Origin of the sequence: Dysgonomonas sp. (assembly GCF_035323175.1) — a bacterium.
Lineage (GTDB): Bacteria > Bacteroidota > Bacteroidia > Bacteroidales > Dysgonomonadaceae > Dysgonomonas.
In genome coordinates this window covers 261,403-274,700 of sequence record NZ_DAOKYH010000004.1, presented here as the reverse complement: position 1 = coordinate 274,700, position 13,298 = coordinate 261,403, and the positions used below count along the sequence as shown (strand labels likewise).

Genomic DNA, 13,298 nt, shown 5'->3' with positions numbered 1-13,298 from the left:
ATTTTTATGACAACGGAAAAACAAAAGGCTCCTAAACGGAGTAAAAGGGGACGGATACCGTCTGAGGAAAAAGCCGAGTACAGGTATTCGGTGAACCTGACACCAACGGAACATGCACGTTTTTTGACTCTTTTTGAAGAATCGGGAGTAAAATCGAAGGCTCAGTTTATCGCCGCGCGGATATTTAATGAAGAGTTCCGTGTAGTCAAAACTGACCGTACAATGCTAGAATATGTGACCAAGCTCTCTGCTTTCCATGCACAATTCCGGGCAATCGGTGTCAATTACAATCAGATTGTGAAGTCCTTGAACAGTAATTTTTCAGAAAAAAAGGCCCTCGCTTTTCTCTATAAACTGGAAAAATCGACTATTGAATTGGTCGAAATAAGCAAAGAAGTAGTTCAGTTATCCGAAAATTTTCAACGACAATGGTTGCAAAAATAAGTGCCGGAAAATCACTTTTCGGAGCATTAGCTTACAATCAGCAGAAGGTCGATGATGGAAAAGCGAAGGTCTTGGAAGCCAATCTTGTGTGTGAACCGGCAGACGGAAAATTTAGCATCAGAGGTGTGACGAATGATTTTAACAGGTGGATTCCTTCACATTTCCGCACCAAAAATCCAGTTTTCCATGTGTCACTCAATCCGCATCCGGATGATAAGCTGACGAATGAACAGCTTGCAGAGATCGGACATGAATATATGGATAAGCTTGGTTATGGTAATCAGCCTTATCTTATTTTTAAGCATGAAGACATCGATAGAGAACATATACACATTGTTTCGCTACGGGTGAAAAGTGACGGCAGTAAGGTGAAAGACTCGAAAGAACATGAGCGGAGTAAAGCCATTACAATCGAATTGGAACGCAAGTATAACCTGATACCCTCTAAAGGGCAAAACCAGGGAGAACTCTGGATGCTATCTCCCGTAGATGCTTCCAAAGGAAATCTGAAGAAGCAAATAGCATCGGTCATAGAGCCTTTGACATCCATGTACCATTTTCAGACAATGGGTGAATATAAGGCTCTTTTGTCCTTATATAATATAGGCATAGAGGAGTTGCGTGGAGAAGCGAAAGGGAAACCATACCGTGGATTATTGTATTCTGCTATTGACAAAGAAGGATATAAGGTGGGTAAACCTTTGAAATCATCTGTTTTCAGTAAAACAGTTGGATTGGATGGGTTGGAAGAGCGTATGACAGGATCTTCTCAGAAGATAAAAGAAGGAAAAATTCGGGATCAAACACGAAAAATAGTATTCGGAGCATTGCTTACAGCACAAGATGAGCTTCAATTTAGAAGAAAGCTCCAATCCTCAAATATTGATCTGGTATTGAGGCGGAATGATGAAGGACGCATTTATGGCGTTACCTTTATCAATCATAACGAGCGTTGTGTCCTGAATGGATCACGGCTTGGCAAGGAGTTTTCAGCGAATATTTTCAATGAAAGATTTAACGATAAAGAGTGTAGTATAGATAATAGCCTGCCACAACCTATGCAACCAACAGATGTGCCAACTTTAAGCACTCCTGTGGATCTGGAAAGTATAGGTAGTTTGATTGATTCGATATTGGATATTTCCGTATTTGAAAACTCGACAAACCCTGATGCCAACAATCGCCAGTTAAAAAAGAAAAAAAAGAAGAAAAGACGGTATGGTAAACAGATGTAAATCATAAAAAGATATTAGCTATTTATTCGTAACAATCTTTGTCTTCTATTGGACTTATCAAGAATTTTGTCAATAAAAGGTCATTTCCGATCTTCTTTTCTACAGAGATTCACATTTCTTTGAATATATTTTCTAAATTCATCTGTAGTCATTTCGTTGTGTCTACCATCATAGGTGGAAGCATCTAGATTATATGGGGAGCGTTTGCAAAATATAACAAAACTGCCTCTAAATCCACGAGTAATATGTCTTGATAAATCAGTAATTGAATAATCATCTTTATAGCATGAAGGATCTTCCATTATATAATATGGATAATATTGTCCTGGAGAAAGTTCACTTACAGCTTCTTCATAGTCCTCTTCTCGTTCTTCATAAACACCAGAAGGTTAGAGCTCTTCTGTTTCTAAACGAAAATAGTTCCATTCATGATTATCACCAAAAGACTCGAATATTAATCGTTTAGGTTTGACTATATGTATTAATTGAAAATCCAATTCAATACAACCATCTTCATGTGATAGACGAACATCTTCTAAGTCAAGCCCCCCACTTATGGGAAAGAACATATGATTTAAACTATCAAAGCTACATACGGTTTTTAAGATTTTTACTATGTCATTTATATCCTCCCAAATTACATGAGAAGGAATTGTTAAGGGGAATAATTTTGTTTGAATTTCAAACCATTGTTGAAGATTTGTACTATGAAAGTCATTTACCAATTCCTTCCATGTTTTTAGAATTCGAATAAACTCCTTAAGACTAGGACGTTTACTTGGATCGTTATCTGTAGAAGTTATAAGTAGATTATCAATAGGAGTTGTATAACTTTGAGGATAATATTTTTTTAAATGAATAATTGATTCTGTCGAATATTGTCCATCAAACCCTTTCTTATTTTCGGTTAAATAAATCCAAAGGGTTTTAGATAAAGAGTAAATATCAGCTTTTGCATAGTCTGCATTTGAAGATTCTCTTTTCATTTCGGGAGCCATAGTCCATTTAGGACCTATTTCCTCATTTTTTAGTGATATTTCCTCCTTGTTGGGATAATCTACTAACCCAAAGTCTGCCAATGTATACCTTGAATCATAGAAAAGAATATTTGCTGGCTTGATATCTCTATGAAATATCTCTCTTTTATGTAATTGTAAGAGAATTTCTGCTACTTGTATTATTGCATCAACTTTTTCTTCAATAGATTTACCTCTTAATTTTGTCTCTGAAGATTCAGCAATTGGCATTATATAATAAGGCAGGTTATCTTTCAATTTATCAGGTAGAAACTTTTCTTTTATTGGAATTATGCCATGAATGTCAGAATTTTGATCAATTACGATTGTTTCATCAACAAATCTTTTGTATGGCTTGCTCTTCACATGTTTAAGAATTTTTATAGCATATTCTTCTCCTTGTGAATTCTTACAGGCCCAAACTTCACCATTCCCACCTCCTCCTAAATAAGAAAAAAGTTTCCATTCTCCAAATGTCCTTCCTTTTCTAAATATCGTCATAATCATAGTATATTAGTTCACGAAGATACCACATAACAATTAATTAACTATTTATTTGAAATGTTTAGTTTTCATTATTAACGCCACTCACAGCCAAACTGAAGCCACAAGCTACCCATAAACACAAATATCATAAAACACAAGTCAGAGCCTCTAATTTCGCTTCTAAAACATTTAAATAATATGCAACAAGAAGATGATTTGAGAGGACTCGCAAAAGTTATGGACTTTATGCGGGCTATTAGTATTTTATTTGTAGTTATTCATATTTATTGGTTCTGTTATGAATCAATAGTCGAATGGAAGATCAACATCGACGTTGTGGATAGAATTCTACTAAACTTTAACCGCACGACAGGGCTATTCAAAGCTCTATTGTACACAAAGCTTTTTTCGGTTGTATTTCTGGCTCTCTCTTGTTTGGGAACAAAAGGAGTGAAAGAAGAAAAAATCACATGGCACAGTATCTATATTTTACTTGTGATCGGTTTTCTGTTATTCTTTATGAACTGGTGGCTATTAGAACTAGCTTTTCCATCCACTTCCGGTAGCATCATCTATGTTTTTACACTTGCCTGTGGCTATTTGTGTTTATTGGTAGCAGGAACATGGATGTCCCGCCTTTTAAAAAACACACTTATGGATGACGTTTTCAATTTAGAAAACGAATCATTTATGCAGGAAACCCGCTTGATGGAGAATGAGTATTCAGTTAATCTGCCAACGAAGTTTTTGTATAAAAAGAAGATTTGGAAAGGATGGATAAATGTAGTCAACCCTTTCAGGGCGAGTATAGTATTAGGTACTCCCGGTTCAGGAAAATCGTATGCGATAGTAAATTCGTATATAAAACAACAAATTGAAAAGGGTTTTTCAATGTATGTGTATGATTTTAAATTCCCTGACCTTTCCATGATTGTCTATAACCATCTGTTAAACAATCAGAAAGGATACCAGAAAGTTCCGAAATTTTATGTGATTAATTTTGATGATCCGTCGAGATCACACCGTTGTAATCCGATTAATCCATCTTTTATGAATGATATCTCGGATGCCTATGAATCGGCTTATACCATAATGCTTAATCTCAATAAAACGTGGGTACAGAAGCAAGGAGACTTCTTTGTCGAATCTCCTATAATTTTATTTGCTGCTATTATTTGGTATTTGCGTATTTACGAGGATGGGAAGTACTGTACCTTCCCGCATGCAATAGAGTTTTTGAACAAAAGATATGAGGATATCTTTCCGATTCTTACATCTAAACCCGATTTAGAAAATTACCTTTCTCCTTTTATGGACGCTTGGCTCGGAGGTGCGATGGAGCAGCTTCAGGGGCAAATAGCATCCGCTAAAATTCCGCTTTCCAGAATGATCTCTCCCCAACTTTATTGGGTGATGAGTGGTGATGAATTTACTCTTGATATCAATAATCCCGACGAACCGAAAATATTGGTAGTCGGTAATAATCCTGACAGACAGAATATCTATGGTGCGGCACTTGGTTTATATAACAGCCGTATTGTAAAACTGGTGAATAAGAAGGGGCAGCTCAAGAGTAGTATCGTGATTGATGAGTTGCCGACTATCTACTTTAAGGGATTGGATAATCTGATAGCTACCGCCCGAAGTAACAAGGTTGCTGTATTGTTAGGATTTCAGGATTTCTCTCAATTAAAGCGTGATTACGGAGACAAAGAAGCTGCCGTAGTGATGAACACGGTAGGGAACATTTTTAGTGGTCAAGTTGTTGGCGAAACAGCCAAATCCTTATCGGATCGCTTTGGTAAAGTATTACAAAAACGGTCTTCTATGACAATTAATCGTCAGGATAAATCGACCTCAATCAGTACACAGATGGATAGTCTGATACCTGCATCGAAAATAAGCAATTTAACACAGGGGATGTTTGTCGGAGCAATAGCTGACAACTTTGATGAACGAATTGAACAAAAAATATTCCATGCTGAAATTGTTGTAGATAATACTAAAGTAGCAACAGAAACAAAAGCCTATAAGAAAATCCCGATTATTACCAGCTTTGTGGATGAAAATGGAGTAGATCGCATGAAAGAACAAATACAGGAAAATTATAACCGTATTAAAGCCGAGACAAAACAAATTGTTGAGGATGAACTAACTCGCATCAAAGCAGATCCTGAGTTGAGTCAATTGTTACCAAAAGAAGAGTAATATTCTGATCTTGTTAGGGTGACCGAATGGATCACCCTATTTTTTAATCCATTATTTGCGTGTATTTTTCTCATCATCCCGATCCATTCTCGCCTCTAGGACCTTTATTAATTTGTATAGAAAAGCTGTTCTACTACCACTTTTGGTTCGCATTTTATAGTAAAAATCAGAACATCGCTCTATCTTTATATTAAATGTTTCTCCTAAAAATTCGACAAAAGCTATAGTTTCAGTATCTCCATTATTAACACATCCGGCTTCTAATATAGCGTATGCTAGCTCTACGAGATTGGATATATCTGCTGTCCACTGATATTTTGAATCTTTTTTATACTTTCTAGGCGGGGAAACTGATTTATTCTCAATTTTGACGAGGTTAATAGCGCAGTCCAGCATTTGGATAGCCTTGGATATATAGTTCAATATATCATTTTTTTCCCGATTTGTATTCAGTTATTCTATTTTCTAGAAATACAAATTCTATTCGAGTATAATGTAATGCAAAATGGACAGAGGCGGTATCTCCCGGTGCTTTACAGAAAGACAAAAGTTTTCTAATGAAATCAGTATATGCCTTTTGTATGTTAATATTTTCCTCATTCTTAATTTGTAGAAAAAAATCAGTATTTAATAATGTTTCCATAATCATATGTGTTTTATCATTGATTCCTGCCTATGAAACAGTCAATATTTATTGTTAATTAGATGAAGTATGTTTTCGTATTGATCTAGAAGGATATATTCAATATTTGAGTATTTATTGCTATGAGAGGATAGAATGATCGATTAATAATATTTACTTTTTTAGATATTAAAAATTAGAATAAGTTAAAAGGTTGTCAATGGGGTAAAAAAGCCCGGGAGGAAATAGTATTTAACTATTCCTTCCAAATTACAAATAATCACAAACTATAGATTAAAAATGCAATGGCTATTGATTTAAAGTTCAATAGCCATTATATACATGATGATCAAGATTAATTGATAGAGAATTTTCGATACTATTTTTTCATTTTACTCTCAATCTTTTCGATTTTCTCTAACAGTGAATTATAAGAGTTCGCTATTTCTTTTAGCTGTTCTATTTCCTTATTTTGTTCGATAGAATACAGAGTTAACTCTTCAACTTTTTGTAGCAGTTTGACATTCATGTCATGTAGGGAATAACCTTCAGCCCCGACCTCTGATGCAGACGGAATATCAGGCAGACGATTATTTGTAGTAATAAAACTTTCAACTTCTTTTAAATCCATCAGTTTGTAGTCTGTATCAAAGACATGATCTGCCCATGTTGCTTTGGGACCGATTGAATAGTCTTCGGATAATACCCCGCCTAATACAAATAAAGAATATTTTGCTTTGTTCGCAGTACTTATATTTAGTGTTGAAGGATACTCCCCGTTTCTGAATACTACAGCATATCCGTCTTTATTGAGGGCTATTACCCCTTTATTATTGGCAGCTAAAGTAATGTTGTGAGACGATGTTGTACCTAACCAAACCCCGTCTTTAGTAGAGTTTGGTTTAATATGGAAAATACCTGTAGAACTTCCTAATGATGGGTATGAAGCACGGAAATTGCCATTGTATAGTTCTAATTTTTCATTAGGTGATGAAATTCCAATACCAATAAATCCGTTTTCCTTAATTGCAAAATCAGGTATTGTATTCGGTTCGTTTACAGCTTCACGTTTAGTATATATGTGAAAATTTCCGGAAGATATCATACTCGTAGAGTTCGTGCTGTAAAGAACTGATTCTTTAGTTTGTGATTCAATTCTATTCATCATTGTAAAATCCGGATTTAGTAGATTTGCTTTATTAAAAGCAAATCGTATACTCCAATTATTGTGTTCGCCGAATAAAGATGTTGCACTAACAGTCCCGGTTAATCCCCCTCCTTTGGTAAGCCAGAAATTATCTCCGAAGTAATTCCCGCTACGTGGTGCGATTCCTACCGAATCTGTTTTAGTATCATTGTTTTGTGATCTCAAAGGTGCTGATACATAGTATAACGATATAAATAAAAGGAGTTTGAATATAATATTTGTTTTCATAATTTATAATTTAAAAATTTGTCATAAAGAATTTATTAATAAAGAAAATCACTTTGAAAATACTCATCGTTTTCTTCCAAGAAAATGCCTGAAGGCCAAGAGAATCTTGACTCGATATCTGCCATAAGTTCCGAATAATGAAAAACATGAACACTTGATTCCTTCACAAAAAAGTCACTTGGAGCATTATTGTCACCCAAAACTATTGTTGCATAAGGATTCGCATCAATCAAATCATTCATGTTTGTTCTATGTAAGGTGTTCACTCCAAAATACACCGGAGAAAGATAATTTAAGTTCTGCCCATCTAAGGTTGTTTGTATCCAGAAAAAAGAAGCTGTAAAATAAAACTTAACAGTCCAGATACTTTTCTGAGAAGCAACAAAAAGCGGATCGAATAAAATGTAGTCGTAATAATCAGATCTTGATCCCGGAATAAATCTGCGTAACATAATTGTTTTTCCTTTGTAAAATACCTCCAGATACGTTTCTGCATATTGGTTTGTAAAAGCATAGAGCCTTAAAAGGCTATTATCCGGATTAAATTCGAAGCTGTTGACGAGGGTCAAGCCATCGTAGCCAATGGCATCACTGCCCCATTGTTCAGCATAAATAGTAGTTTCTTTTACAGGAGCCGGAGTCAATCCGTATATTTTTTGTCCCAAAGGAGTATCATACAGATAAGGACCCTGTGCAAAAGAGTTTTTATTTACCGATATCAGGACAATACAAAGTACCAGTTTAACCATGTTAGGTCTACTCAAATATTTCATACTATTTATTTTTTATTTGTTTACAATGAGTTTCAGACCTGTCTGTGTATTTCCTGATATTCTTATTACGTAAATACCCGGCACCAGCGATATTGAAATTTCCATTTGAGGCGTTGTCGTCACTTTGCCTTTGAAGATAGATCTACCCTGCATATCTGACACCAGAAGATTGTTACCTAATGAATTATTGCTAAGACCATCTATGGTCAGGATACCAGGTTTATAATTGACGGAGATCGTAATATCCTCTGTCAAGCGATTATCAAAGGCCATTTTACTTTTGTTTATAGTTTCAATGTTATTGGGATCTTCGATTAAAGGCCGATCTTGGAACAGATCTCTGCTGTAGATATCGCTTATTTGATTCCAAACATCAGGCCTGTCTGTAGTCAAGACCATAATTTTCCCATATGGTATCTTTACCATTTCAAAATGATCCCCCCTCATATCAATACGCAGGTCTTTTATCAGCCAGTCAGCCCAACGACTTACAATTCCTCTTGGCCCCATTGGTTCTTCGGGATAGCATCCCGGACGTAAACCTGTCTCCTGATATACATAGTGCAGTAAATTCTCATATTGTTTTCCATTACGGGAAAAAGGTTTTAAATAAGGATCACTCAGTCGCTTAAAGTTTGTTTCAAAGGCAAGGACTCTTTTACCTGCTTTTTGATGCCATGAATCTACAAAAGCCAGAGCTTTATCCATAGCCGTTGCACTTCTGCTGGCTTGCATAACCGGCATAAATAAGACTTTTGATAGCTGTTCTTCCGTTAATACGGTTTTCAGTAAGTCATAATCATGAGGAATTTTAAAGGCAATATGTGATAATGCATCTTTCTCTTCGGCTACCTGATAACAAAGTTTAAATATCTTTTTCCAACTATCGAGAATTTTTTTCGAAGCAATCGAATCAGTTTCCGGGTCTCCTGTTCTATTATCAAAGTCACAATTATCGATACATTTTTTATCCTTACCATACCTAGCCCTGATATCCTTTATATCGATAGTAAGTACCAGCTTGTTTTTAACTATTAAATCAATAAGATCTGCATATTTTAGGTACTTATAAGAACTTATTCCCTCGTTACGCCTTCTTAAATTTAGGTTCTCAATTTGACTGAAATTCATATTAAATAAATAATCCCTGTCAGAACCCGCATAATCAGACAAACGGTGCAGATTATAGTCATGACTGACCACCAATACATCATCATTGGTAATCATCACATCGGACTCAAGTACCGGAGTAACCAGAGGTGTCGATTGAATTGATATCGTTGAATTTTCAGGATTACCAGTACCTAAATTATCCCCCCATATTCCTCTATGTGCTGCGATGACAAAATCCGTGCTTTTTTCCATATCGGGCTCTTTTACTTTTTTCCATGCTGTACAAGGAAAAACTCCATCTCTGGATAAATCAAAACAGAAATGACCGAGATGGAATAAAGCATTTGCTCCAATTACGCCAATACCGGGTATTCTGATACTTTCAAGCACAGAATTTTCGGTTATTCTTATTATGACACTAACATCAATAGGCTGTTGAAGCATAGGGGTAGGCTTCTGAGTGATTGCATCAATATATTTTCGATCCATAGAAAATGCGGATGTTCTAATATCCCTGCTTTTCCATTCCTGAGGGAAATAAGTAGCACCGTCTCCTAATTCTCCTCTTTCGAAAGTATCTTCATGACCGGAGTAGGATGTACTTGTATTTGTTATAGTAGCTTGATAAATAAGTGTATTATATTTCTTTTCCACTACGCTAACAAATATCATATCTCCTGGAGGAACGGTCCCTATAATCCCGTTTGTCATATCGACATCCGGACTAAATAGAGCTTTCATATCCAATTGTTTGTCAAAGGAAGAGGAGATAAACTCCACTCCTTTATTTTTAACCAAGTCATAATACAACCGGGGTTTAGGCGGATCTTGCCCGAAAGCAAGAGTCATACTACTGAAGATTAAGATAAAAAGTAGTAGAAGATAACGAATCTTTGTCATAATAAAACTTTTAAATGAATACTATTAAGCTTCTGTATCAATTGAATTAAAAATGGAACCCATTATTTTAAATCATTTGTGCATCCACTAATATATTATGACAATCGAGTTGGTAAATGCTTATATATACTATCTCGTTAAACAATGTTAATAAAACAAAAGCATAAGTGAAGGTATAATCTTGCGGATTTCTTTTAGAGCCAGACTTAACTGAACCTCTACGGTTTTTTTTGAAATGTTTATCTGATTTGCAATCTCAACGTTCTTAAGCTCCTTAAAACGGCTCATTTCAAATATCTTTCTACGTCTGGGCGGCATATTATTTACTGCTAGGAGAATCAGTATTTCAATATCACGGACATAAATTGCTTCTTCAGTTGTTATCTGACTGCCGGGATTGTGGCATAAATATTCCAGATAGGAATTATGGTGATTTTTTTTCTTTAAGTAATTAAGTACTGTATTTATTGCCATACGATAGATGTACGAACTCAATGACTCAATTCCGGAAAGATTCTTACGGACCATCCATATTTTTTCAAAAACATCCTGTGATAAATCTTGTGCTTCCGTTTGTGATTTAATAAGACGGCCTATGAAATATCTTATTTTGGGAAAGTAATATGAATATAATGCGTAAAAGGCACTATGGTCATCTAAGGCCAAATTAGTTAAATATAGTGTTTCTACATCTTTATTCATAGCAAAAGATATTTTTATTATCAGTGTTTCCTGTTATAAAAAAATAAATTAAATTATTTAGAACATGGTAATTAGAAGTTTAAATTTGCCTTATTAAAAAACTTGATACTCGCGATTTTTTGTATCGGCTAAGATTCTTGTTTTATTGTGATTGTATCTCCAGTTCATTCCCCGTATAAGTACCTCTCTACGACAATCTCATTCGTATTTTTAAGCAATACCCGCTTTTTCGAATCGAGTAGGTAAAGACTCGGAATCGCTTTCAGGTCGTACAGTAATCCACTCCTTAAGGATTGTTCTTTATCATAAGCATTTATCCACAAAGAAGGAATATGCATTATATACTTCTTCCACAGGCAGATGTCTTCATCCGAGTATAGAGCCAAGATATCCAGCCTGCCTTTTTCGAGAAGCCCCTTTATTACGGGGGATTCCATGAGGTAGGTACTGGTTTCTTTGCAGGCATGACAATCGGGATTATAAAAGTAAAGCAAGGTATATGCCTTGTTTAGGCTATGTAGGTTTGAGGTCTCTGCTTTGTCTGTAGTATATATAATATCTGTGGCAATATTTCCTTTACGGTTTTTGAGCATCATTGACAGGTTGAACCTTGCCCTTTCTTTCACAGCTATATTGCTTACTGTATCTTCTAATATGTAGTTAGCAACGGTAATATAGATCTCTTCATTTAGCATTGGAGAGTTCGCATCGAGCAAGTAACTTTTATACAATTCCAGAAAATATAGATACACTTTATGTGTGGTATCCATTTCAATCGCTTTATCCAGCATATTGCTGATCGAACAATGTACATCGTCTATCGCTAAATGAGGCAATATATCGAGGTAGTCGACAAAAGCCTGTTCTGTGATATCTGGTAGATGTATATAGGTTGTATCTGCAAGATCAAAATTGTTCCAATAATTTGAAACTAAGTAAGCCGCCCTATGTTCAGGTCGTTTGATAGAGTCGGGGATGAATGGCATACTAAACTCTCTTTTGGTTGGGATACTGATACTATTATCTACTGATTGCTGGTAACCTTTTTCTGCATATTTATTGCTACAGGTAAAAGAGAGAAAGACAATGGCAAACAGTAGAGACATAGGATAAATCAGCCTTAAAATGAAGTTGATAGTATTATATCTTTTGTTATGCATTAGCTCGGCAGGTTTAGTCATTTATTTTCTTGTACCAGCTAAGGGCGGTATAGCTCTCATTGAGTCTGGTGTATTGCTCCTGCTTGATATAGGTTGTTAGCCCGGAATGCTGGTTAATAGTAAATCCTCCATATTGCAACATAAAATTGGGTGTAGATGCTTTCCATACTACTATATCATCTATTTGCTTCTTTAACTGTTGTCTTTGTGCCTGTGTTTCGAGTAAGCGTGAGTAATAATCAGAAAAGTCAAAGAACAGCTGTAAATTGTAGCGATCAAAATGTTGTATGTCGCTTATATCAATCTCTTCGCTCATATTACAGTTAGCCTGAATAAACTCGGCAAGAGCTTCCACTCCACTGGTTTCTATAACAGAGAATGTAGCTGAACGCATATAACCAGTCTGATTGTCGAAATTATCGAAAGCTTGTTGCATAAATTTGATAGGATTGCCGTATACCAGTTCTCCAATATGCTCTTGGTAGGTATTTGTAAAACCCGGAGAAATAATCTCTGCCGAAGACGCAGCAATATAACGAGCTTTATCTCTGAGCTGATAGGCTACTTCCACCCCTGCCATATGACAAGCCTCAAAGACAATGTATTCAAAAGTATTATCGGGAATAGCGGCGGCAAAATCCGACAGTTCCATCTCATCCTTGCCATCCATCACTACCGAACGGAGGGAAGGGTTGTTATAGCTGCCTGTGGGCAACCAACCCGAAGCATGCGAGAACACTAGTAGGTTGAAAGTAGCCTGCGGATACAATGTTTTGCTTTTGGTAATAACACGTTGTAAGATTTGAGGATCGGCTGAGTTCTCAAATTCATATTCTTCAATCGTTGTTATTGTATTATTTGTTCCCATCTCTAGCAAACGGGGTGAAGCATCCGTTACGTCCTGATAAATTAATATACGACTGTCCGGTATGGAAATCCAACCCTTCCGGATGTCTTCCAGCTTATCGTGCCCTTCTCCTGAGAGGCTGTTATCGGCAGCCAGATAGATTAACAGCACCGTCGTTACAGGTACGTGAACGTCATCCTCTTTTGTACAGGAAACTGACATCCACAAAATGAATATAAATATAAATGGGGTCGTATAGGTGACTATTTTGTAAATCTTTATCTGTTTAATTATTATCATATTTTTCTTAATCATTAAAATTACAGCCACCCGAATTATCGCAACTCACATGGCTGT

11 protein-coding genes are annotated in these 13,298 nt (G+C 35.8%); 3 read left to right on the top strand and 8 right to left on the bottom strand.

The genetic code is table 11. The features are described from left to right. The first annotated feature begins 6 nt into the window (after positions 1-6). Together mobA and mobB are read left to right on the top strand one after the other, a co-directional pair. Positions 7-444 (top strand): conjugal transfer protein MobA, encoded by a 438-nt coding sequence (mobA, locus tag PKC55_RS08000; protein ID WP_291129782.1) that lies wholly within the window; start codon positions 7-9, stop codon positions 442-444. Beyond that, a complete protein-coding gene (gene mobB, locus PKC55_RS07995; RefSeq protein WP_324372563.1) occupies positions 429-1,679 on the top strand; it encodes a conjugal transfer protein MobB in 1,251 nt (416 codons plus the stop codon). The genes mobA and mobB overlap by 16 nt, the downstream gene beginning before the upstream one ends. A 389-nt stretch (positions 1,680-2,068) precedes the next feature. Here the strand turns inward: mobB and PKC55_RS07990 are convergent, their stop codons facing one another. Beyond that, positions 2,069-3,196, bottom strand: a complete 1,128-nt coding sequence (locus PKC55_RS07990; RefSeq protein WP_291127427.1) for a protein kinase domain-containing protein — start codon at positions 3,194-3,196, stop codon at positions 2,069-2,071. Between the two features lie 183 nt (positions 3,197-3,379). On the opposite strand from PKC55_RS07990, the gene mobC reads away from it, so the two are divergent. Further along, positions 3,380-5,389: a conjugal transfer protein MobC gene (mobC, locus tag PKC55_RS07985; RefSeq protein ID WP_291127430.1), complete on the top strand. Its 2,010-nt coding sequence runs from the start codon at positions 3,380-3,382 to the stop codon at positions 5,387-5,389. A gap of 51 nt (positions 5,390-5,440) precedes the next feature. Here the strand turns inward: mobC and PKC55_RS07980 are convergent, their stop codons facing one another. The 7 genes from PKC55_RS07980 to PKC55_RS07950 form a co-directional block, all read right to left on the bottom strand. After that, positions 5,441-5,785, bottom strand: a complete 345-nt coding sequence (locus PKC55_RS07980; RefSeq protein WP_324372560.1) for an RteC domain-containing protein — start codon at positions 5,783-5,785, stop codon at positions 5,441-5,443. A gap of 605 nt (positions 5,786-6,390) precedes the next feature. Then, a complete protein-coding gene (locus PKC55_RS07975; RefSeq protein WP_291127436.1) occupies positions 6,391-7,446 on the bottom strand; it encodes a hypothetical protein in 1,056 nt (351 codons plus the stop codon). A gap of 35 nt (positions 7,447-7,481) precedes the next feature. Further along, positions 7,482-8,219, bottom strand: coding sequence for a hypothetical protein (locus tag PKC55_RS07970; RefSeq protein WP_291127439.1), 738 nt, complete (start codon positions 8,217-8,219; stop codon positions 7,482-7,484). Between the two features lie 12 nt (positions 8,220-8,231). Then, positions 8,232-10,232, bottom strand: a complete 2,001-nt coding sequence (locus PKC55_RS07965) for a glycerophosphodiester phosphodiesterase family protein (RefSeq protein ID WP_291127442.1) — start codon at positions 10,230-10,232, stop codon at positions 8,232-8,234. A 147-nt stretch (positions 10,233-10,379) separates the two neighbouring features. Further along, a complete protein-coding gene (locus PKC55_RS07960) occupies positions 10,380-10,934 on the bottom strand; it encodes an RNA polymerase sigma-70 factor (RefSeq protein WP_291127445.1) in 555 nt (184 codons plus the stop codon). A 164-nt stretch (positions 10,935-11,098) separates the two neighbouring features. Next, a complete protein-coding gene (locus PKC55_RS07955; RefSeq protein ID WP_324372556.1) occupies positions 11,099-12,115 on the bottom strand; it encodes a DUF5106 domain-containing protein in 1,017 nt (338 codons plus the stop codon). Next, complete coding sequence (locus tag PKC55_RS07950) at positions 12,108-13,241, bottom strand: clostripain-related cysteine peptidase (protein WP_291127451.1); 1,134 nt, start codon at positions 13,239-13,241, stop codon at positions 12,108-12,110. Before PKC55_RS07950 ends, PKC55_RS07955 begins: the two co-directional genes overlap by 8 nt. Between the last annotated feature and the right edge of the window lie 57 nt (positions 13,242-13,298).

Excerpts from the sequence above, each read along its gene's own strand:
- mobA (WP_291129782.1), top strand. The coding sequence starts at position 7 with ATGACAACGGAAAAACAAAAGGCTCCTAAACGGAGTAAAAGGGGACGG.
- mobB (WP_324372563.1), top strand. The coding sequence starts at position 429 with ATGGTTGCAAAAATAAGTGCCGGAAAATCACTTTTCGGAGCATTAGCT.
- PKC55_RS07990 (WP_291127427.1), bottom strand. The coding sequence starts at position 3,196 with ATGACGATATTTAGAAAAGGAAGGACATTTGGAGAATGGAAACTTTTT.
- mobC (WP_291127430.1), top strand. The coding sequence starts at position 3,380 with ATGCAACAAGAAGATGATTTGAGAGGACTCGCAAAAGTTATGGACTTT.
- PKC55_RS07980 (WP_324372560.1), bottom strand. The coding sequence starts at position 5,785 with ATGCTGGACTGCGCTATTAACCTCGTCAAAATTGAGAATAAATCAGTT.
- PKC55_RS07975 (WP_291127436.1), bottom strand. The coding sequence starts at position 7,446 with ATGAAAACAAATATTATATTCAAACTCCTTTTATTTATATCGTTATAC.
- PKC55_RS07970 (WP_291127439.1), bottom strand. The coding sequence starts at position 8,219 with ATGAAATATTTGAGTAGACCTAACATGGTTAAACTGGTACTTTGTATT.
- PKC55_RS07965 (WP_291127442.1), bottom strand. The coding sequence starts at position 10,232 with ATGACAAAGATTCGTTATCTTCTACTACTTTTTATCTTAATCTTCAGT.
- PKC55_RS07960 (WP_291127445.1), bottom strand. The coding sequence starts at position 10,934 with ATGAATAAAGATGTAGAAACACTATATTTAACTAATTTGGCCTTAGAT.
- PKC55_RS07955 (WP_324372556.1), bottom strand. The coding sequence starts at position 12,115 with ATGACTAAACCTGCCGAGCTAATGCATAACAAAAGATATAATACTATC.
- PKC55_RS07950 (WP_291127451.1), bottom strand. The coding sequence starts at position 13,241 with ATGATAATAATTAAACAGATAAAGATTTACAAAATAGTCACCTATACG.